Here is an 18120-nt window from a genome sequence, read left to right on the forward strand (position 1 = left end):
CCGTATGAGGGGTGTAGTGGCCGTTTCCGACCGTTGGGGGCCTTCCCGCTAATCGAATAATGGGACGTTATCGCGACTCAGCGGCAAGATTTCCCCGGGTAGGGGGGGCTAACTAAATAGCTATCACGCCTTCTGTCCCCTACACATGGCCGGTCCCAAACTCATCTCTCTCGCCGTTGTCGTCGTGGCCATCGGTCTGGTCACTGGGAGCGGCGCGTTCACCACGGTCGCCGCCGACCGCACGGCGTCGGTCGGCATCGCCGGCGACGCGAACGCGCTGGTGCAGCTGACGCCCCACAGCGGGCCGAACGGCGCCTACGCGCCGATCTCCCAGGGGATGATCCAGCTCGAACTGGACGCCATCCCGGCCGACGCCGAGACCACCATCCCCGGGGTGTTCAACATCACGAATCAGGGGACTCAGCCGGTCGCAGTCTGGGTGACCGAGGGCGACGGCGGCGCGCCGCGGGTCACCTTCTACAATCCGACCTTCGGCGGGGGCGCGGCCACCACCGCACTGCGGTGTGAAAACGGCGTGAAGTCGATCGAGACCGAGGAGAACGCCGTCCGGCTGGCGCCGGGCGAGACGCTCGTCGTGAGCCTCCAGATCGACTCCACCGGACTCACCGCGGCCGACGAGACGCTCCTCGACTCGCTTTCCATCCACGCGAGCGCGACCGTCGAGGGCACCGACGCCCCGACCACCAGCGTCGTCTGCGGCGACGGCGACTCGGGGTCCGGATCGGGCGACGGCTCGGGTGACGGAAGCGGCGACGGCGGCTCCGGCTCCGGCGACGCCGACGGCGACGGCATCGACGACAGCACCGAGGCCGCCATCGGCACCGACCCGAACGACGCCGACTCCGACGGCGACGGCATCAGCGACGGGATCGAGACCACCCGCGGCGCCAGCGCCGACGGCCTCGCGCCCGGCTGGGAGGTCGACACCGACGGCGACGGCGTCATCGACGCCCTCGACCTCGACAGCGACGGCGATGGCCTCGGGGACGCCGCCGAGGGCACCGACGACGTCGACGGCGACGGCGTCGACAACTACCGCGACACCGACAGCGACGGCGACGGCGTCGGCGACGCGGTGGATCTGTACCCGTACGACTACGGGCCGCAGGGCGGCCTGGCGTTCGCCGACGCCGACGACGATCTCGTCTACGACGCGGGCGAAGAGACCTACACCGCGAGCGAACTGACGAACTTCAACGAGCGGGTCAATCTCGTGATCCCCGCGGACGTCGGGGCCATTCAGTCCGCCTCGATCCGGCTCCACGCGGTCAAGATCACGTCGTACGTCGACCTCACCGCGACGGGCGGGACCGTCGAGATCCTGGCGAACGGCAACGGGAACGACGACAACGCCATCACCGTCGACGGCACGACAGTCACCGCCAACGGCGCCGTGCGGCTCCACGGGAGCGCGATCAGCGCGGACGACGCGACGCTCGTCTCCCAGGGAGGTGCCGTCGAACTGCTCGCGAACGGCAACGGGAACGACGGGAACCCGATCTCCGCCGACAACGCGACGGTCACGGCGCTCCACGGCGTGAAGCTCCACGGCGGCTCGATCAGCGCCGTCGACGCCGACCTCACCTCGCAGGGCAGCTCGATCGAGCTTATGGCGAACGACAACGGAGACGCCGCCATCGACGCCGACGGCGCGACCCTCACGGCGCTCCACGGCGTGCGGATTCACGGCGAGACGCTCGGTCTCCTCGACGCCGACGTCACGTCTCAGGGCGCCGGCGTCGAACTCTTCGCCGAACGGAACGGCGGCGGGGACCTCGACGCCGCGGGCGCGACGGTGACTGCCCACCAGAAGATCGCGCTCAAGGCCGACGAGAACGCGGACGTCGGCGACTCGAACGCGCGCGAGGCGCGCCTCGAAGCCGGGACGACGATCTCGATCTCGTTCACGTCCTCCCAGAGCACGCTCCGGGTCGCCGGCGTCGAGATCGTCGATCAGGACAACGCGCTCACGCTGACCGGCAACGTGAACGGCATCACGGTCCAGGGCTCGCCGCAGTCCGGGAGCGTCCAGTGAGGCGCGGCCGCGGCGGTGAGGCGCCGTGACCCCGGGCAAGCCCCTCGCGGTCGCGGTCGTGCTCGTCGCCTTCGCGCTCCTGGCGGTCCCCTCGGGCGGCTTCGGCGTCATCGACGAGGTCCGGGACGCCCGCGTCGGCGTCGCGGCCCCCGACCGAGCGGTCGTCAGCATCGAGCCGGCCGCCGAGGTGCCGGTCCGCTGCTCGGCGCCGCTCGTCACCGTCCGAAACAACGGGGCGCAGTCCGCGACCGTCACCGTCCGGCTCACCGAGTCCGGCGGCGGATCGCTCCTGGCTCCGAACGGCGCCGACCGCGGCACCGAGTACGTCTTCGATCTGGACTCCGGCGACAGCCGGACGGTCTCGGTCGTTGGCGTCCGGTCCGGCGCCGACGCCGTCAACGTCACCGTGACCGCCGAACTGGACGGCGGCCTAGTCGTCACCGCCAGCGAGCGCGTGCCGACGTACGTCGACGAGTCCGGCGGCGACGGCGACGACGATGAGGGTGATGACGACGATGACGACGACAACGACGATGACGACGACAACGACGATGACGACGGCGCCTGCTGAGGCCGCCCCCTCTTCGCTCCCATCGGACGGATCGACAGATCCGAGTGCCCGAGGTCCCTCCGATCGACAACCCCGACGATGAAGGCCGTCATTCTCGCTGCGGGCGAAGGCACGCGGCTCCGCCCGCGGACCGCGGACATTCCGAAGCCGCTCGTCGAGGTCGCCGGCGCGCCGATCCTCACCCGCTGCTTCGAGACGGTGCGCGACCTGGGGATCGACGAGGCGGTCGTGGTCGTCGGCTACGAGAAGGAGGCGATCGTCGACCGCTACGGGGACGCCTACCGGGACCTCGACCTCCGATACGCTCACCAGGAAGAGCGCACCGGGCTGGCGCACGCCGTCCTCGCGGCGGCGGACCACGTCGACGCCGACTTCGCGGTTCTGAACGGCGACAACGTCTACGCCGGGAATCTCGATACGGTGCTCTGCAGGCACCGAGAGACGGACGCGGATCTCACCGTCCCGGTCCACGAGGTCTCGTATGAGACCGCGAGAGCGGGCGCCGTGTGCGAATTCGACGAAGACGGAACCGTCACCGGATTCGTAGAGAAGCCCGACGATCCGCCGTCGCGGTACGCCCCGGCCGCATTCTACGTCCTCCCGCCGGCGGTCTTCCACGCGTGCCGGCTCGTCAGGCCCTCCTCGCGCGGCGAGTACGAACTGGCCGACGCGATCGATCTGCTCGTTCGCGCCGGATACAGGGTCGAGACGGTCCCGTTCGAGGGCCGGAAGGTGAACGTCAACACCGAAGCGGACGTCGAGCGCGCGGAGCGACTGCTCGATAGAATCGACTGATCGTCGTATCTATACGGATTTCTGCATTCGAACGACCTCGATATTCGCGCATTTCCACGTGAATGAAAATCGAATTATGCTATTTATTAGGTGATGTTCAATACGATTTTATGGCGACCGACTTCCAGCCGATTCAGGGCGCGCGGATGGACGACTCGGCGATCGACCGGCTGCTCGAAGAGCGCGGGTATGGCGTGCTCTCGATGGCCGACGGGGAGCGGGCCTACGGGATTCCGCTCTCGTTCGGCTACGACGGCGACGACCGGCTCTACTTCGTGTTCGTCGGCTACTCGGAGCAGTGGAAGAAGATGATCTACGCCGACGAGTCGGCGGCGGTGAGCTTCCTCGTCCTCGACGTCGACGCCGATGGGGGGTGGCGGAGCGCCATCGTCTCCGGGCCGTTCGAGCGCATCTCCGCCGACGAGTGGGACGCCGCGCGCGAGGCGATGGCCGACAACGCGTTCCGGCCAGAACTCCTCACCGAGGTCGACATCCGAGAGCACCCGCAGGTCTGGGTCCTCGACGCCGAGGAGAAGACCGGGCGGGCGGTCGGGACGGAGTGACGACTCCCGATGTCGGCAACGAGACGCCTCGCGGGGGTTACGGTTCAAAAAACGCCGGGACAGGGATTTGAACCACGGTCGCTCTGCTCGCGACGCTCCCTGATTCAAATCCCCTCGTCGTCGGTTTCGCGGCGCAACGCGTCCGCTCGGCGACGAGACGCCTCGCAGGGGTTCCGGCTCAAAAAGCGCCGGGACAGGGATTTGAACCCTGGATCCCAGAGGGAACACGCTTTCCAGGCGTGCGCCTTACCACTCGGCCATCCCGGCTCGGTCAGAACTACCCTACTGCGCCGTTTAAGTCCTTCCTTTCGTCGCAAGTCGCGGCTCGGCGACGTACGCGATCGCCGTGACCACGGCGCCGACCAGGAGCGCGAGGAGGGCCCCCGAGAGGAGATCGAGACCGAGCGATCCCGCGATCAGTCGGTACGCCTGCACGAGGACCAGGAACGCCAACGCGCCCACGACTCCCCAGAGGAGCGCCGATCTCGTTCGGGTCACGCCAGCACCTCGACCTCGTAGCCCGCCTCGCGGAGCGCCGAGAGGAGTTCGTCGATGTGGTCGTGGCCGCGGGTCTCGATGTCGATCTCGACGTCCGCTTCGTCCATCGCGACGTCGCGGGAGGTCCGGTCGTGCTGGATCGCGTAGATGTTCGCGCGCCGTTCGGAGATGATCTCGACGAGGTCATCGAGCGCGCCCGGGCGGTCGCGCAGCACGGTCCGGATCTTCAGGTACCGTCCCGTCTCGACGAGGCCGCGCACGAGCACGGTCGTCAGCTGATTCGTGTCGATGTTGCCCCCGCAGAGCGCCGGGACGATCGTCTCGCCGTCGTCGTAGTCGAACGCCTCGAAGAGGACCGCCGCCAGCGGGACCGCCCCGGCGCCCTCGACGAGCGTCTTCGAGCGTTCGAGGAGGTAGGTCAGCGCCACCGCGGTCTCCTCGTCGGTGACGGTCACGACCTCGTCGACGCGCTCTTTGATCACGGCGAAGGGCTTCTCGCCGACCTTCCGGGTGGCGATCCCGTCGGCGATCGTGTTCACGGCGTCGAGCTCGTGGATCTCGCCCGTCTCGAAGGACTGCGGGAGCGACGCCGCGCCCTCCACCTGAACACCGACCACGCGGATCTCGGGGTCGATGGCCTTCACCGCCGTGGCGATGCCCGCGATGAGCCCGCCGCCGCCGACGGGCACGACCACGGTGTCGACCTCGGGGCAGTCCTCGACGACCTCCAGGCCGATCGTCCCCTGGCCGGCCATCACCGTCTCGTCGTCGAACGCGTGGACGTAGGTCCGGCCCTCCTCGCGTTCGATCTCGTGGGCCCGCGCCTGCGCCTCGTCGTAGTCCGCGCCGTGGAGCACCGCCTCGCCGCCGTAGCGCTCGGTCGCCTCGATCTTCGAGATCGGCGCGTGTTCGGGCATCACGATCTTCGAGTCCACGCCCGCGCGGGTGGCCGCGAGCGCGACCCCCTGGGCGTGGTTGCCCGCGCTCGCGGTGACGACGCCGGCCTCGCGCTCGGCCTCCGAGAGCGTCGCGATCCGGTTCGTCGCCCCGCGGAGCTTGAACGCGCCGGTCCGCTGGAACGTCTCCAGCTTCAGGTGGACGTCCGCGCCCGTCATCTCCGAGAACGAAAACGAGTACAGAAGCGGCGTCCGCCGGACCGCGTCCGCGATCCGGTCGCGCGCCGCTTCGACGTCGGCGAGAGAGAGCATACGCTCGAATTTCCCGTCGTCGTGCCTAATACTGTCGGACCACGGGCTCGGCCCTGTCGCGTCGCTCAGAGGGGATAAAGGGGGAAAGGGGGGAATGCACGCGTGTGACGTGCAGTTACCTATGCAGCCGCGAGGTACATAAATATCCCCCACGCGAGGCGAAAGTGAAATCGCCCGACAGCGACGACGTAACTGCCGCTGTCTGACGGTTGTCTGCCGGGCGTCTGTCCTGCGTCTGCTCTCTCAACACGGTCCGACCTCCTCACGGTGCTGCGATCACAGCGCGAACTGTCGGCGTTCGTGGATCACTGGCGGCGCTCGGATCTGGCGGTCGTTCGGCTTGCAGTGAGCAGTCAGACGACCGCTGACACGCGCGGAAAAAACAAGGGACCGACGTTACCGTTCGTCGAGCGGCGGGAACGTCTGGTCCTTGGGGCCGACGTAGCGGGCCCGCGGGCGGATCAGGCGGTTGTCCTCGTACTGTTCGAGCACGTGCGCGATCCAGCCGGCGACGCGGGACATCGCGAAGATGGGGGTGTAGATGTCGATCGGGATCCCCATCTGGTAGTACGTCGACGCCGAGTAGAAGTCGACGTTCGGGGCGAGACCCTTCTCCTCGGTGATGTAGTCCTCGATCGCGACCGAGTAGTCGTACCACTTGGTGTCGCCCGCGGCCTCCGCGAGCGCCTTGGACTTCTCGCCGAGGATCTTCGCGCGGGGGTCCTTGACGTTGTAGACGCGGTGGCCGAACCCGGGGACGCGCCGGCCCTCCTCTAGGGCGTTTTCGACCCACGCGGTGGGGTCCATGTCGCTCTCGTCGACCTCCTTCAGCATCCGCATCACGTTGGCGTTGGCGCCGCCGTGGAGCGACCCCGCGAGCGTGCCGACCGCTGAGGTGACGGCGCTGTGGAGGTCCGAGAGGGTGGAGGCGGTCACCATCGCCGAGAACGTCGAGGCGTTGAGGCCGTGGTCGGCGTGGAGGACGAGCGCCATATCGAACGTCTCCGCGAGGACGTCGTCGGGCTCCTCGTCGTTGAGCATGTACAGGAAGTTCGCGGCGTGGCTCAGATCCTCGCGGGGCTCGACCGGCTCTTTGCCCTTCCGGAGGCGCTCGAACGCGGCGAGGGCGGTCGGGATCTTGGCCGTGATCCGGCAGGCCATCCGGAGGTTCGCGTCGATGTCGGTGACGTCCTCGTGGTCGGCGTCCTCGTCGTAGGCCGACAGCGACGAGACGATGGTCCGGAGCGCCGCCATCGGGACCTCGTCGGCCGCGGCGAGCTTCTCGATCTCGGAGAGCACCTCGTCTTCGAGTTCGCGCCGCTCGGCCATCCACGACTCGAAGTCGGCGAGCTCCTCGGCGTCGGGGAGTTCGTCGTGCCAGAGCAGATAGACGACTTCCTCGTAGGACGCCTCGCGGGCCAGGTCCTCGATCGGGTACCCACGGTAGACCAGCTTGCCGGCGTCGCCGTCGATGTAGCTCAACTCCGATTCGGCGACGAGGACGCCTTCCAGCCCGCGCTTCAGGTCGTCTGACATACCTGTGCGATTCCCGGTCACGTGAAAAAAGCGTTACCGTTTACGGGTGATTCTGGTCCCCCCGGCCGTCCCGACCACCAAGCGTTTTTGTCACCCGCGGCGAACGGCGAGGTATGGATCCCCAGGACGTCGAGTACGAGCCGGTCAGCGTCAAGGAGGTGCTCGCAGAGATGAAAGACACCGCCGAGCTGCTCATCGACCTCTCGTACTCGGCCGTCCTGAACGGGAGCGACGACATCGCCCGCGAGGTCCTCGAACTCGAAGGCCGGATGGACATCCTCCAGCTCCAGGGGCGGATGAGCCTCCTGATGTCGGCCCGAAGCCCCGAAGACGCCGAGCAGTTGGCGCCGGTCCTCGGCGTGATCGGCGCCGCAGAGAAGATCTCGAACGCCGCCGGCGACATCGCGAAGGTGGTCCTCGAAGACATCGGGATGCCCGACGCCATCAGAGCGTCGCTCCCCGAGGCGGTCGAGGCGCTCGTGCGCGCGACCGTCGCCGAGGAATCGCCGTACGTCGGGCGGACGCTCCTCGACATCAATATGGAGACCGAGACCGGCGTCCGGGTCATCGCGATCCGCCGGGAGTCCGCGACGGGCAAGCGCCGGTGGCTGACGAACCCCGGCCCCGACAGCCAACTGCAGGCCGGCGACTCGCTCCTCCTGCGCGGCCCGCACGACGGCGTCGCGACGGTCTACGAGACCGCCACCGGCACGCCATACGAGCCGCCGGCGGTGGCCGAGCCGCCGATCGAGGACCTCGAACGCGCCGTCGACTCGATCACGCTGATGAAGGACATGAGCGAGCTCGCGGTCGACCTCGCCTACGGCGCGATGCTGTTCGACAGCGAGGGCGTCGCCGAGGAGGTCAAGGAGCTCGAAGCCGAGGTCGACGCCCTGAAGTCCCGGTTCGAGGCGTGGACGCTCCGCGCGGCGAGCCGCGTCGAGGACCCGGTCCAGCTCCGCGGCCTGGTCCACCTCGCGTCGGCGACGGAGGTCATCTCCGATGCGGCCTTAGAGATCAGCGAGGGCGTCTACCGCGGCATCGACGCCCACCCGGTCGTCGCCGCGGCGATCGAGGAGTCCGACGAGGTGATCGTCCGGCTCTCTGTCGCCCCGGACGCGCCGCTCTCGGGCACGACGCTCGGCGAGGAGATGGTGAAGACCGAGACGGGGATGCGGGTGATCGCCGTTCGGCGGGGCGGCGACGGCGCCGACAACGGCGGCGAGTGGGTCGTCCAGCCCGGCCCGACGACGGAGCTCCGGGGCGGCGACGTCATCATCGCCAAAGGGACCAGAGCCGGCGCCGAGCGGCTCAGCGAACTCGTCGGCGACGCCCGGGAGTTCGAGGGGTGACGGTCGAGAGGAGCGCCGGCCGCTCACAGCTCCCGCGCCCGCCTGATCGCCTCGATCACGGTCAGCGCCGACGTGACGAGCAGCGCCGTCGACGTGGCGAGGACGAACGCCAGGAGCAGGAACCACCCTTCCGGCCCGAGGACGGGGTATTCGCGCGTGCCGGCGAAGGGGCCGAACAGTTCGAGCACGCGGGCGAAGTACGCGGCGAGCGCGAGCGCGACGCCGACGCTGGCGCCGATCGCGGCGTTTCGCGGCACGCGAAGCGTATCGATCAGTCCCGCGCTGGGGGGTCGGTTCGGAACCTCGTCGCTCACGGCCGGTCGTAGCGACGCCGTCGGCAAAGCGCCGTCGGTTCTACCGCTCCCGGGACTCGATCGCGAGTAGCGAACAGCCGGCACTCCGCTCCCCCGCGCCGATGTGCCGGACACCCGCTGCCCGACGCGGGCCTTCCTCAGATCACGGGGGCGCTGGCCGCCCGATCGTATATAAACACCCGGTCGGCGCTAAGGCCGTATACCGAACCCCTAAAGGCCGGTGCCTCCGAGTGTGGAGTAATGACGACACTCGGCACGGCGAGTGCGGCCCCCGGCGAGATGGACACGGGCCGTCTCGAGGTCGGCGAAGCCCGCGACGGGACGACCGTGGCCCTCCCCTGTGCGGTCATCAACGGCGCGTTCGACGGCCAGACCCTCTATATGCAGGCGGCCTCCGACGGCGACGAACTCAACGGCGTCGGCGTCGTCAGCCGCGTCGTTCCGCAACTGGATCCCACGGAGCTCACGGGGACGGTCCTGGTGGTCGGCATCGTCAACTACCACGCCTTCCAGGTGGCCGAGCACCGCAACCCGATCGACGACACGAAGATGAACCGCGCGTACCCCGGCGACGACAACGGGACCTCCTCCGAGCGGATCGCGGCGGCGACCTTCGACGCTGCCACCCGCGCGGACGTCATTCTGGACCTCCACCAGGGCTCGACCTCGCGGATGATCGACGAGGTCCGCGTCCGGTGCGGGCGCCGCCACCGCCTCCACGACGAGTGCCTCCAGCTCGCGAAGACCTTCGGCTGCGGCTACGTGCTCGACCAGAAGGGCCCCGAGGGACAGCTCGCCCGCGCCGGCCCGGACGAGGGCATCCCGACGATCGACCCCGAACTCGGCGGCTGCGTCGGCTGGGACGAAGTGAGCATCCAGGCCGGCGTCGACGGCGTGTTCAACGTCCTGCGGGAGTACGGCTTCCTCTCCGGCTCGGCCTCTCCGGAGCGACAGACCCGCGCGAAGGGGTTTGACCAGTACGGCTCGCCCGCCGGCGGGCTCGTCCGCTTCGAGGCCGACCTGGGCGAGCGCGTCGGCGCGGGCGACCTCCTCTTCGAGATCACGGACCCCTTCGGTGAGCTGAAGGCCCGCGTCACGGCGAACAACAGCGGCGTCTTCTGGCGCACCCGCCGCCTGCCGCAGGTCGCGACCGGCGAGTACGTCTGCTCTGTCGGCACCAACGTCGACACCTACTGAGGCGCCGGAATGACCGACCCGCTTCCCTCTCTCGTGTGCTCGTCCTGCGGCCGCGACTACGACGCGCACGCCTGGCGTTGCGACTGCGGCGCGCCGCTGGACTTCGCCGCGCCGCCGACCGACCGCGCCGCCGACCCGCTCCCCGAGCGCCCGCCGGACTCGTGGATCGACACCCGTGCGGGCCTGTGGTCCTTCGAGCCTCTCCTCCCCGTCGACCGCCGCGTCTCGCTCGGCGAGGGGCTCACGCCCCTCGTCGACGCGCCCGAGTGGGACGCCGAATTCAAACTGGAGTACGTCTTCCCGACGGGGTCGTTCAAGGACCGCGGCGCGACGGTGACGCTCTCGCTGGCGGACGCCCTCGGCGTCGAGCGGGTCGTCGAGGACTCCTCCGGCAACGCTGGCGCGGCCATCGCCACCTACGCGGCCCGCGCCGGCGTCGACGCCGAGATCTACGTCCCGGCGTCGATCAAGCCCGCCAAGCGCCGCGCGATCGAGCGGACGGACGCGACGCCGGTCCCGATCGAGGGGAGCCGCGAGGACGTCACCGCGGCCTGCGTCGACGCCGTCGAAGACGGGGACGCCTGGTACGCCTCCCACGCGTGGAACCCCGCGTTCTTCGCCGGCACCGCGACCGTCGCCTACGAGATCTGCGCCCAGCGCGACTGGACGGCGCCCGACGCCGTCGTGACCCCGCTCGGCCACGGGACGCTCTTTCTGGGCGCGTACCGCGGCTTCCGCGCGCTCGTCGACGCCGGGTGGATCGACTCCCTCCCCAAAATGCTCGGCGCCCAGGCCGCCGGCTACGCGCCGATCGCCGACGAACTGCACGGTCGGGACGGACAGACGAACGACGTCGCCGACGGCATTCAGATCCGCGAGCCCGTGCGGCGGGACCAGATCCTCGGCGCGATCGCGGACACCGGTGGCGACGCCGTCGCCGTCTCCGAATCAGATACGGAAGACGCGCTCGCGGCCCTTCGGTCGCGTGGCTTCGACGTCGAGCCCACCTGCGCGGTCGCGCCCGCCGCGCTCGACACCTACCGCGAGCGCGGCGCCGTCGCCCCCGACGACGACGTCGTGGTCGCGCTCACGGGCAGCGGCCTGAAAATCCAGTGAGTCCGCGCTACCGCCGACGGCGCCTGCCGCCGCCCTGCAACTGCTCGTCCCAGTCGATCCACTCCTGCTCCCAGCCGGTCTTCGCGAAGTAGCCGTCCGCCTCCTGGCGTTCGATGTCCTCTCTCACGGTCCGGTTCCGCGTCGGGCGACTGCCCTGCTCGCCGTCGACCAGGAGCGGCTTGAACGCCACCGGGCCGCGGCGGTCGATCACCTCGCCCGCGTCGTCGACGACGGCGAGCGACTGCTCGGGGCCGCCGAGTGGCAGGACGAGCCGGCCGCCCGGCGCGAGCTGGTCGACGAGCGCCCTCGGCGGGTCTATGGCGGCCGCCTCCACGAGAATCCGGTCGAAGGGGGCGTACTCGGGGAGACCGTCGGCGCCGTCGCGGGCGTCGACGAGGACGCCGCCGTAGCCCGCGGATTCGAGGTTCGAGCGCGCCGCGTACACCAGCCGGCGGTCGATGTCGACGGCGTGGACGCGCGTCTCGCCCAACATCTCCGCGAGCAGCGCGGCCGTGTAGCCGACGCCCGCGCCGACGATGAGCACGTCGCCCGTGGGGTCGCGGTCGTCGTTCTCGTCGCTCGCGTCGCCGACCGCCGGGCCGCCGTCGGCGACGACGTCGAGTGCGGTGAGGAGGCGCGCGACGGTCTCGGGCGCGAGCACCGTCGTGCCCGCCTGCTCCTCGGCCCGGTGCTGGTACGGCGCCTCGTCGACGAACGACTGCCGAGGGACCGTCCGCATCGCGAGCGCGACGGCGTCGTCGATCGACAGCCGCTCTTCGAGGCCGTCGACCATCTCCGCGCGCAGGTCCTCGGGGTCCATACCCGCCCTCGGGGCCGGGTCGTAATCAACGCCACGCTCCGCGGGGGAGGCCTCGGATTTCTAACCCCGGATCCGGACGAACCGCACGCTCCCGTGCTCGGAGCGCTCGACCGTCCCGTCCTCGCGCTCGTCGAGGACGATCAGCTCCTGGTGGACGTCGCCGACGGGGGCGACGATCCGGCCGCCGCGGCGCACCTGCTCGCGGAGGGCCTCGGGCACGTCGGAAACGGCGCAGGTGACGTACGCGCCGTCGAACGGTGCCCGCTCGGCCCACCCCTCGCGGCCGTCGCCGATCCGGACCGACACGCGCTCGCCGTAGCCCAGCCGATCGAGCCGCGCCTCCGCCTCGGACGCCAACTCGGCGTCGTACTCGACCGTGTAGACGTGGCCGTCGGGGACGACCTCGGCGGTGACGGCGGCGTGGTAGCCGCAGCCGGTGCCGACCTCCAGGATCCGATCGTCGAGGTCGGGATCGAGGAGCTCCGTCATCAGCGCCACCATATGGGGCGCGCTCACGGTCTGGTCGTTCCCGATCGAGAGCGGGCGGTCGGCGTACGCCCGGGACCGACTCGCTTCGGGCACGAACTCGTGGCGCGGGACGGCGCCGATCGCGTCGGCGACGCGGTCGCTCTCGACGTATCCGCCCCGTCGCAGGCGTTCGACCAGCGACGCCCGCGCCTCGGCGTAGTCGTCGGCCATAGCGGCACTTCGCGCCCCAGCGGGTCGACTCTTTCGCCGCCTGCGAAGAACAGCCGCTCGGTATTGCCCTTGCGGTGAACAGCCGCTCGGTATTCCGCCAGCGAGGTTCTAGATGCTACCAGGCCGACCAGGCCGTGGTGGTCTGGTCGGTGCCGTAGAGCCGCTTTACGTCCTTCGCGTAGACCATATCGCCCTCGTGGTCGAGCTTGCCGTGGCGGTACTCCGGCGCGTCCGAGCGCACCTGGATCGCCTTGATCTCGAACTCCTCGTCGCCGTAGGACTCGGTCTCGCCCACGACGAACTCGTGGTCGCCGGGGACCCGCAGGTCGAAGCTCCGGGAGTCCTCGCGGTCGCCGGTGCCCTCCTTGGGGTTGACGGTGACCTTCACGGCGACGTTGTCGACGGCGCGCGTCCAGAGCGTGTCGACGTCTTCGATCCTCGCCTCGTCGGCGCGCTGTTCGGGCCCGACCTCGATGCCGGTGATCCGGACCTGGAGGATGGCCTCCTCGCTGTCGACGATGAACTCCTCGCCGACGGCGACGGTCTCCGCGGGCGGCGCCTCGACGGTGGTCGCGAAGGACTCGCCGTCCTGGGAGACGATGACGTCGCGTTCGATCTCGGTCTCGGATTCGACCTGGACCTTGTGGACGTGGCCGCACTCAGTGCAGCGGACGGTGTGGTGACCGCTGCCCTCCTTCAGTACCTCGTGGACCGTCGACTCGGCGGGCGAACAGGAGGGACAGTCGGCCGCGACGCGGTCCTGTGGCGTGCTCATACGGCCTCATAGCCCGTCGCGCCGTAAAAGTCCGCCCTTCCGGGCGTCGCGTGCTACGCCCAGTCGTGGTCGTCGATGCCCTCGTAGTGTTTGAGCCGACTCTCGATCTCCCACTTCTCCCACCCGCACTCGTGGTAGAGGACGTCGGCGAGCAGCTCGAAATTGCTCTGGTCCAGTTCGATTCCTCGTCCGCCGCGATACGTGATGTACGGCTCCGACCGGAGGTCGTCGTACACCTCGCGTGCGGTCGGGTAGTCGCCGTCGATGGCCGAGAGGCTGAGAAGCGCGTCCTCCGCAATCGGAGTTCCCCACTTGTGCTTCGCGATCATCGTCGCCAGAAGCGCACACTTCACCGACGGCTTCTCCATAGCCCGCGGTGTCGCCGCTGGTATATAAACAATGTCACTCGTGATTACCACCAGTGCAAACGCTTATAGACACATAGCCGCACCATCTCAGTATGAGCGGCATCGAGCACGCGGACGGCGACCTCGACCGGAAAGAACTCCGAAAGGAGCACCCGAGCGGGTGGCTCTATCTCACCCAGCACGACGCCGTGCCGATACTCGTGGATGCGCTTCTCGATCTCCCGCCGAACCGCGAATTCAACAAGACCGAGCTCGCGGAACACGCCGGCGTGACGCGGCAGACCGTCGGCAACTACACCGATCTCCTGATCGAAACCGAACTCATCGAGCGAGTCCCGAACACGTCGCCGCCTCGGTACCGCGTCGCCGACAGCGACGTCGTCCGGGAGCTGTTCGAGCTGAACAGCGCCCTCAACAACGTCGCGGCGGAGTGACTCGCCCCCGCCGTTCGCCTATCGCGGAAGATCCACTTCCGCGCCGTCTCGTGGTTTCACCGCTCGACACTCGGGAGGTCTACGACCTCCCCGTCCGCGAACACGGTCGGCTCCCGAATGATCCCGTCCAGATGCAGCGGCGCGTCGGTGTCGCCGCCGATCCCGGCGTCGTCGCCGATCGCGACGTGGACCGTCCCCGCGGCCTTCTCGTCGAGGAGGACCGAGCCCACTAGCTCCGTGACGCCGACGTTGGTGCCGATCCCCAGTTCCGCGAGGTTGTAGGCGTCCCGTCCAACCTCCTCGGCGGCGGTCTCGACCTGCGCGCGGATCTCGTCGTCCGAAATCTCGGTCACGTAGCCGTCCTCGACCTCGAATCGGAGTTCCGCGCCATCGTCGAGGCGGCCGTGCGGTCGCATCGTCCCGTCGACGACGTAGGTGCCGTTGGCGTTCGTCGGCGAGACGAACACCTCGCCCGCGGGGAGGTTCGAGAAGTCGCCCGGCTCGTGGACGATGCCCGTGTCCGTGTTCCACTCGCGCCCGCCGGGCTCGAAGGTGATGTCGGTGCCGGCCGGCGCGGTCACGCGGATCTCCTCGGCGTCTTCGATCTGCGCCAGCACCTCGCGGCAGTGCTCGGCGATGGCGTCGTAGTCGGCGTCCAGGCCCGTGAGAAAGACGTCTTCGGTGATTCCCGGGAGCGTCGCCCCGCGGGCGCCCGCCTCGCAGGCGTTCCCGCGAGCGCGGGTGTGACTGATGCTCTTCGTCGTCGGCGCGAGGAACACGTCCGCGCCCGCCATCGCGTCGGCGACCGGGCCCGGCGGCTCCTCGCCGTGCTGGGCTCCGGGCGGGTACTGGAGGATCACGGCGTCGCCCGTGACCGCGCTCGCCGCCTCGTAGAGGGCCTCGCCGATGGGCCGGCGCTCATCGTCGGTGACGACGACGCAGGACTCCGATTCGCCGAGTGCCATACACTGCTCGACCGCCGTCGTCGCGGCGGCCGCGAGTCCGTCGTTCGACATACCGTCGTGTGTGCGCTCCGCGGAGTTAGGGGTTCGCATCGAGGGGATCGGCCGCGCCCGGTCGGCCGCCAGGGGGCTTACTCGCGTCCGCGAAAATCCCCGGCGTTACTCGTCAGGGAATTAATTCCTCGCCTCGGCGCTCCGAAATAACTATGCGTCTGCTCGTCCGATTTCACGGCAATGATACGAGTGGGTGTCAACGGCTACGGAACGATCGGGAAGCGGGTGGCCGACGCGGTCGCCGCCCAGCCCGATATGGAGGTCGCCGGCGTCGCCAAGACCCAACCGAACTTCGAGGCCCACACCGCCGTCGAGCGCGGCTATCCGATGTACGCGGCGATCCCCGAGCGCGCCCCGCTCTTCTCGGACGCGGGGATCGAGATCGCGGGCGTCGTCGACGAGCTGGTCGCCGACGCCGACGTGATGGTCGACGCTACGCCCTCCGGGATCGGCGCGGAGAACCGATCGCTGTACGCCTCCTACGACACGCCCGCGATCTTCCAGGGCGGCGAGGACGCCACGGTCGCCGAGACGAGCTTCAACGCCCGCTCGAACTACGATGACGCCTACGGCGCCGACACGGTCCGCGTCGTCTCCTGCAACACGACCGGGCTCTCGCGCGTCGTCGCGCCGCTCGAAGAGGAGTACGGCGTCGAGAAGGTCCGCGCGACGCTCGTCCGCCGGGGCGGCGACCCGAGCCAGAACTCCCGTGGCCCGATCAACGACATCCTCCCGAACCCGATCGAGATCCCCTCCCACCACGGCCCGGACGTCAAGACGATCTTCCCCGACCTGGAGATCGACACGATGGGCCTGAAGGTGCCGGCGACGCTGATGCACGTCCACGCGCTCAACGTCACGCTCGAATCCGACGTGACCGCCGCGCACGTCCGCCAGCTCCTCGACAAGCAGACCCGGATCTACGTCATCCCCGAGGGGATGGGCCTCGACGGCGCCGGGAAGCTCAAGGACTTCGCGCTCGACGCCGGCCGGCCGCGCGGCGACCTCTGGGAGAACTGCCTGTGGGGCGAGTCGATCGCCACCGAGGGCCGCGACCTGTATCTCTTCCAGGCGATCCACCAGGAGTCCGACGTCGTCCCCGAGAACGTCGACGCCGTCCGCGCGGTGGCGGAGGCCGCCGACGCCGAGACCAGCATCGAGCGCACGAACGAGACGCTCGGCATCGGCCTCTCGGGCGACCCCTCCGGCTTCGGCGACGCCCAGGTCGAGGCCGAGGCGGCCGACGACTGACCTCGGAGCGTCCCGCGTTTTTCCTTTCCCGCCTCGCTTCTGCGTCCACGCCCACGCCCACGTTTATCACCACTCCCGGCGTGGCCGCCGGTATGTCAGCGAACGACCCGCCGTCCGAGCCCGGCGGCCCCGACGGGGGCGACGATCCGGCCGCCGCGGGCGACCCGGAAGCGGCCGTCGACTCGACAGACGAGATGGAGCGGCTCCTCGCGGAGTTCGACGCGCTCGCGGAGACGGTCGACTCCCCGGCCGAGCGCGAGCGCGTCCGATCGGCCCGCAGAGCGGCGGTCGTCGCCGCGCACGAGGCCGGCGCCTTCGGCCGCGTCATCCGCGGCTTCGACCGCGCCGACCTCGCGGAGGCGTTCCTCGGATCGGTGCTGTTCGGCATCCCGATGTTCGTCGAGGGCGGGACCAACGAGGTCGGCCACCACCTCGCGGCGCACCCGATCTCGCTCGTCGGAACCGTCGTCGGCGCGGTCGGCCTCGTGATCGGCATCCTCTACGTCGCCGACATCCAGGACGTCCGGATCCACGAGCCGTTCTTCGGCTTCGTCCCCCGGCGGCTCGTCGGCGTGCTCGGCGTCTCCGCGGTCACGGCCGTCGTGGTGATGACCGCGTGGGGGCGGGTCGACTGGGCGACGCCGATCCTGGCCCTGGCGGACGTGGTCGTCGCGTTCGCGCCGATGAGCGTCGGCGCCGCGCTCGGCGACATCCTCCCGGGGTCGTGATCGGGAGTCACTCGATCGCCACGAACTCCACGGTCCCCGCGTCGGTGTCGAGCACCGCGACGTGGTAGACGTCGTCGGCGCCGGGGAACGGGAGCCCGCCGGGGTTGACGTGGACGGTCCCTCCCCGCTCCTCGCGGGTCCGCTCGTGGGTGTGGCCGCGGACGACGTAGTCGTACTCTCCGGAGGCGACGAGCGCGTCGACGAGCCGTTCGCTCGTCCCGTGGTAGACCGCGACGTCGACGCCGTCGAACGTCAGGTGGGCGCTCTCGCCGTGGTAGGTGCCGAACTCGTCGATCGTCTCGGCCAGGGCCCACTCGCCGTCGTTGTTGCCGCGGACCGCGTGGAACGCGAAGTCGGCGTCGAAGACCGAGGCGGTGAAGGGCGCGACGATGTCGCCGCAGTGGACGACTGCCTCGACGCCCGCGTCCTCGAACGTCGCGACCGCGCTCCGCGCCAGATCGAGGTTGTCGTGAGTGTCGGAACAGAGCCCGATTCGCATAGGCCTCGGTTCGGTAGGCGGGCGCTTCAGCGCTTCGGCGATGTGCGGCCTCGATGCTCGACGCGACCGGGGCGACCTGCGGGCGTCGAGAACGGCGAGAGCCGCCCCGGTATAAGGAGGTTATACGATTAAGCTACAGACCGATGCAGTCGCGGGCCGTCGGCTCACGTATGGCAGCGAACACTCGTGCCACCGATCGGGACAGCGCGACCGACACCGCGGTCTACCTCCCCGCCGGGATCCCCCCGTCGGCGGAGGCCGATCGCCTCACGCGTCTCTGGCAGACGCTGTTCAGCCACCGCGTCGACCCCCCGAAGTAGGTCG

The 18120-nt window shown here is 69.6% G+C and carries 21 protein-coding genes and 1 tRNA gene; 11 read left to right on the forward strand and 11 right to left on the reverse strand.

Annotated features, from left to right (window positions below; translation table 11 throughout):
* Window positions 1-145: 145 nt before the first annotated feature.
* From OS889_RS04225 to OS889_RS04240, 4 genes are all read left to right on the forward strand, one after another.
* Complete coding sequence (locus OS889_RS04225; RefSeq protein WP_372387583.1) at window positions 146-2056, forward strand: hypothetical protein; 1911 nt, start codon at window positions 146-148, stop codon at window positions 2054-2056.
* 25 nt (window positions 2057-2081) lie between these two features.
* Entirely contained in the window at window positions 2082-2627 is a 546-nt protein-coding gene (locus OS889_RS04230; protein ID WP_372387585.1) for a hypothetical protein, read from the forward strand.
* A gap of 78 nt (window positions 2628-2705) precedes the next feature.
* Complete coding sequence (locus OS889_RS04235; RefSeq protein WP_372387587.1) at window positions 2706-3422, forward strand: sugar phosphate nucleotidyltransferase; 717 nt, start codon at window positions 2706-2708, stop codon at window positions 3420-3422.
* Window positions 3423-3532: 110 nt separating this feature from the next.
* A complete protein-coding gene (locus tag OS889_RS04240; RefSeq protein ID WP_372387588.1) occupies window positions 3533-3985 on the forward strand; it encodes a pyridoxamine 5'-phosphate oxidase family protein in 453 nt (150 codons plus the stop codon).
* A gap of 186 nt (window positions 3986-4171) precedes the next feature.
* Here the strand turns inward: OS889_RS04240 and OS889_RS04245 are convergent.
* The 4 genes from OS889_RS04245 to citZ all read right to left on the reverse strand — a co-directional run bounded on the left by OS889_RS04245 (window position 4172) and on the right by citZ (window position 7227).
* Window positions 4172-4252 (reverse strand) — tRNA-Ser (locus tag OS889_RS04245).
* A gap of 27 nt (window positions 4253-4279) precedes the next feature.
* Window positions 4280-4483: a DUF7981 family protein gene (locus tag OS889_RS04250; RefSeq protein WP_372387590.1), complete on the reverse strand. Its 204-nt coding sequence runs from the start codon at window positions 4481-4483 to the stop codon at window positions 4280-4282.
* The gene (ilvA, locus tag OS889_RS04255; RefSeq protein ID WP_372387592.1) at window positions 4480-5691 is read right to left on the reverse strand and encodes a threonine ammonia-lyase; all 1212 of its coding nucleotides are present in this window, start codon (window positions 5689-5691) and stop codon (window positions 4480-4482) included. The genes OS889_RS04250 and ilvA overlap by 4 nt, the downstream gene beginning before the upstream one ends.
* A 396-nt stretch (window positions 5692-6087) precedes the next feature.
* Complete coding sequence (gene citZ, locus OS889_RS04260; RefSeq protein ID WP_372387594.1) at window positions 6088-7227, reverse strand: citrate synthase; 1140 nt, start codon at window positions 7225-7227, stop codon at window positions 6088-6090.
* 113 nt (window positions 7228-7340) lie between these two features.
* Here citZ and OS889_RS04265 point away from each other — a divergent pair, with 113 nt between their 5' ends.
* Window positions 7341-8579, forward strand: a complete 1239-nt coding sequence (locus OS889_RS04265; RefSeq protein WP_372387595.1) for a potassium channel family protein — start codon at window positions 7341-7343, stop codon at window positions 8577-8579.
* Between the two features lie 23 nt (window positions 8580-8602).
* Here the strand turns inward: OS889_RS04265 and OS889_RS04270 are convergent, their stop codons facing one another.
* Window positions 8603-8893 (reverse strand): DUF7536 family protein, encoded by a 291-nt coding sequence (locus tag OS889_RS04270; protein ID WP_372387597.1) that lies wholly within the window; start codon window positions 8891-8893, stop codon window positions 8603-8605.
* A gap of 240 nt (window positions 8894-9133) precedes the next feature.
* On the opposite strand from OS889_RS04270, the gene OS889_RS04275 reads away from it, so the two are divergent.
* On the forward strand, window positions 9134-10090 hold the full coding sequence (locus OS889_RS04275; protein ID WP_372387599.1) for a succinylglutamate desuccinylase/aspartoacylase family protein: 957 nt from the start codon (window positions 9134-9136) through the stop codon (window positions 10088-10090).
* Between the two features lie 9 nt (window positions 10091-10099).
* Window positions 10100-11206 (forward strand): pyridoxal-phosphate dependent enzyme, encoded by a 1107-nt coding sequence (locus OS889_RS04280; RefSeq protein ID WP_372387600.1) that lies wholly within the window; start codon window positions 10100-10102, stop codon window positions 11204-11206.
* Between the two features lie 7 nt (window positions 11207-11213).
* Here the strand turns inward: OS889_RS04280 and OS889_RS04285 are convergent, their stop codons facing one another.
* From OS889_RS04285 to OS889_RS04300, 4 genes are all read right to left on the reverse strand, one after another.
* Complete coding sequence (locus OS889_RS04285) at window positions 11214-12026, reverse strand: protein-L-isoaspartate O-methyltransferase family protein (RefSeq protein ID WP_372387602.1); 813 nt, start codon at window positions 12024-12026, stop codon at window positions 11214-11216.
* 60 nt (window positions 12027-12086) lie between these two features.
* The gene (locus OS889_RS04290; protein WP_372387604.1) at window positions 12087-12725 is read right to left on the reverse strand and encodes a protein-L-isoaspartate(D-aspartate) O-methyltransferase; all 639 of its coding nucleotides are present in this window, start codon (window positions 12723-12725) and stop codon (window positions 12087-12089) included.
* A gap of 115 nt (window positions 12726-12840) precedes the next feature.
* Window positions 12841-13500, reverse strand: coding sequence for an HVO_0476 family zinc finger protein (locus OS889_RS04295; RefSeq protein ID WP_372387605.1), 660 nt, complete (start codon window positions 13498-13500; stop codon window positions 12841-12843).
* A 53-nt stretch (window positions 13501-13553) separates the two neighbouring features.
* Window positions 13554-13868 (reverse strand): hypothetical protein, encoded by a 315-nt coding sequence (locus OS889_RS04300; RefSeq protein ID WP_372387607.1) that lies wholly within the window; start codon window positions 13866-13868, stop codon window positions 13554-13556.
* A gap of 92 nt (window positions 13869-13960) precedes the next feature.
* Here OS889_RS04300 and OS889_RS04305 point away from each other — a divergent pair, with 92 nt between their 5' ends.
* The gene (locus OS889_RS04305; protein WP_372387609.1) at window positions 13961-14302 is read left to right on the forward strand and encodes a DUF8612 domain-containing protein; all 342 of its coding nucleotides are present in this window, start codon (window positions 13961-13963) and stop codon (window positions 14300-14302) included.
* Window positions 14303-14358: 56 nt separating this feature from the next.
* Here OS889_RS04305 and OS889_RS04310 read toward each other — a convergent pair whose 3' ends face one another.
* Entirely contained in the window at window positions 14359-15318 is a 960-nt protein-coding gene (locus OS889_RS04310) for an aminopeptidase (RefSeq protein ID WP_372387611.1), read from the reverse strand.
* A 180-nt stretch (window positions 15319-15498) separates the two neighbouring features.
* Between OS889_RS04310 and OS889_RS04315 the strand changes: the two genes are divergently transcribed.
* Complete coding sequence (locus OS889_RS04315) at window positions 15499-16569, forward strand: type II glyceraldehyde-3-phosphate dehydrogenase (RefSeq protein ID WP_372387613.1); 1071 nt, start codon at window positions 15499-15501, stop codon at window positions 16567-16569.
* A gap of 92 nt (window positions 16570-16661) precedes the next feature.
* Entirely contained in the window at window positions 16662-17297 is a 636-nt protein-coding gene (locus tag OS889_RS04320) for a DUF2391 family protein (protein ID WP_372387615.1), read from the forward strand.
* 7 nt (window positions 17298-17304) lie between these two features.
* Here the strand turns inward: OS889_RS04320 and OS889_RS04325 are convergent, their stop codons facing one another.
* The gene (locus tag OS889_RS04325; protein ID WP_372387617.1) at window positions 17305-17796 is read right to left on the reverse strand and encodes a metallophosphoesterase family protein; all 492 of its coding nucleotides are present in this window, start codon (window positions 17794-17796) and stop codon (window positions 17305-17307) included.
* Between the two features lie 170 nt (window positions 17797-17966).
* On the opposite strand from OS889_RS04325, the gene OS889_RS04330 reads away from it, so the two are divergent.
* The gene (locus OS889_RS04330) at window positions 17967-18116 is read left to right on the forward strand and encodes a hypothetical protein (protein WP_372387619.1); all 150 of its coding nucleotides are present in this window, start codon (window positions 17967-17969) and stop codon (window positions 18114-18116) included.
* Window positions 18117-18120: the final 4 nt, after the last annotated feature.

It is taken from the genome of Halobellus sp. MBLA0158 (genome assembly GCF_041477585.1).
In the GTDB taxonomy this organism is placed as follows: Archaea; Halobacteriota; Halobacteria; order Halobacteriales; family Haloferacaceae; genus Haloquadratum; species Haloquadratum rubicundus.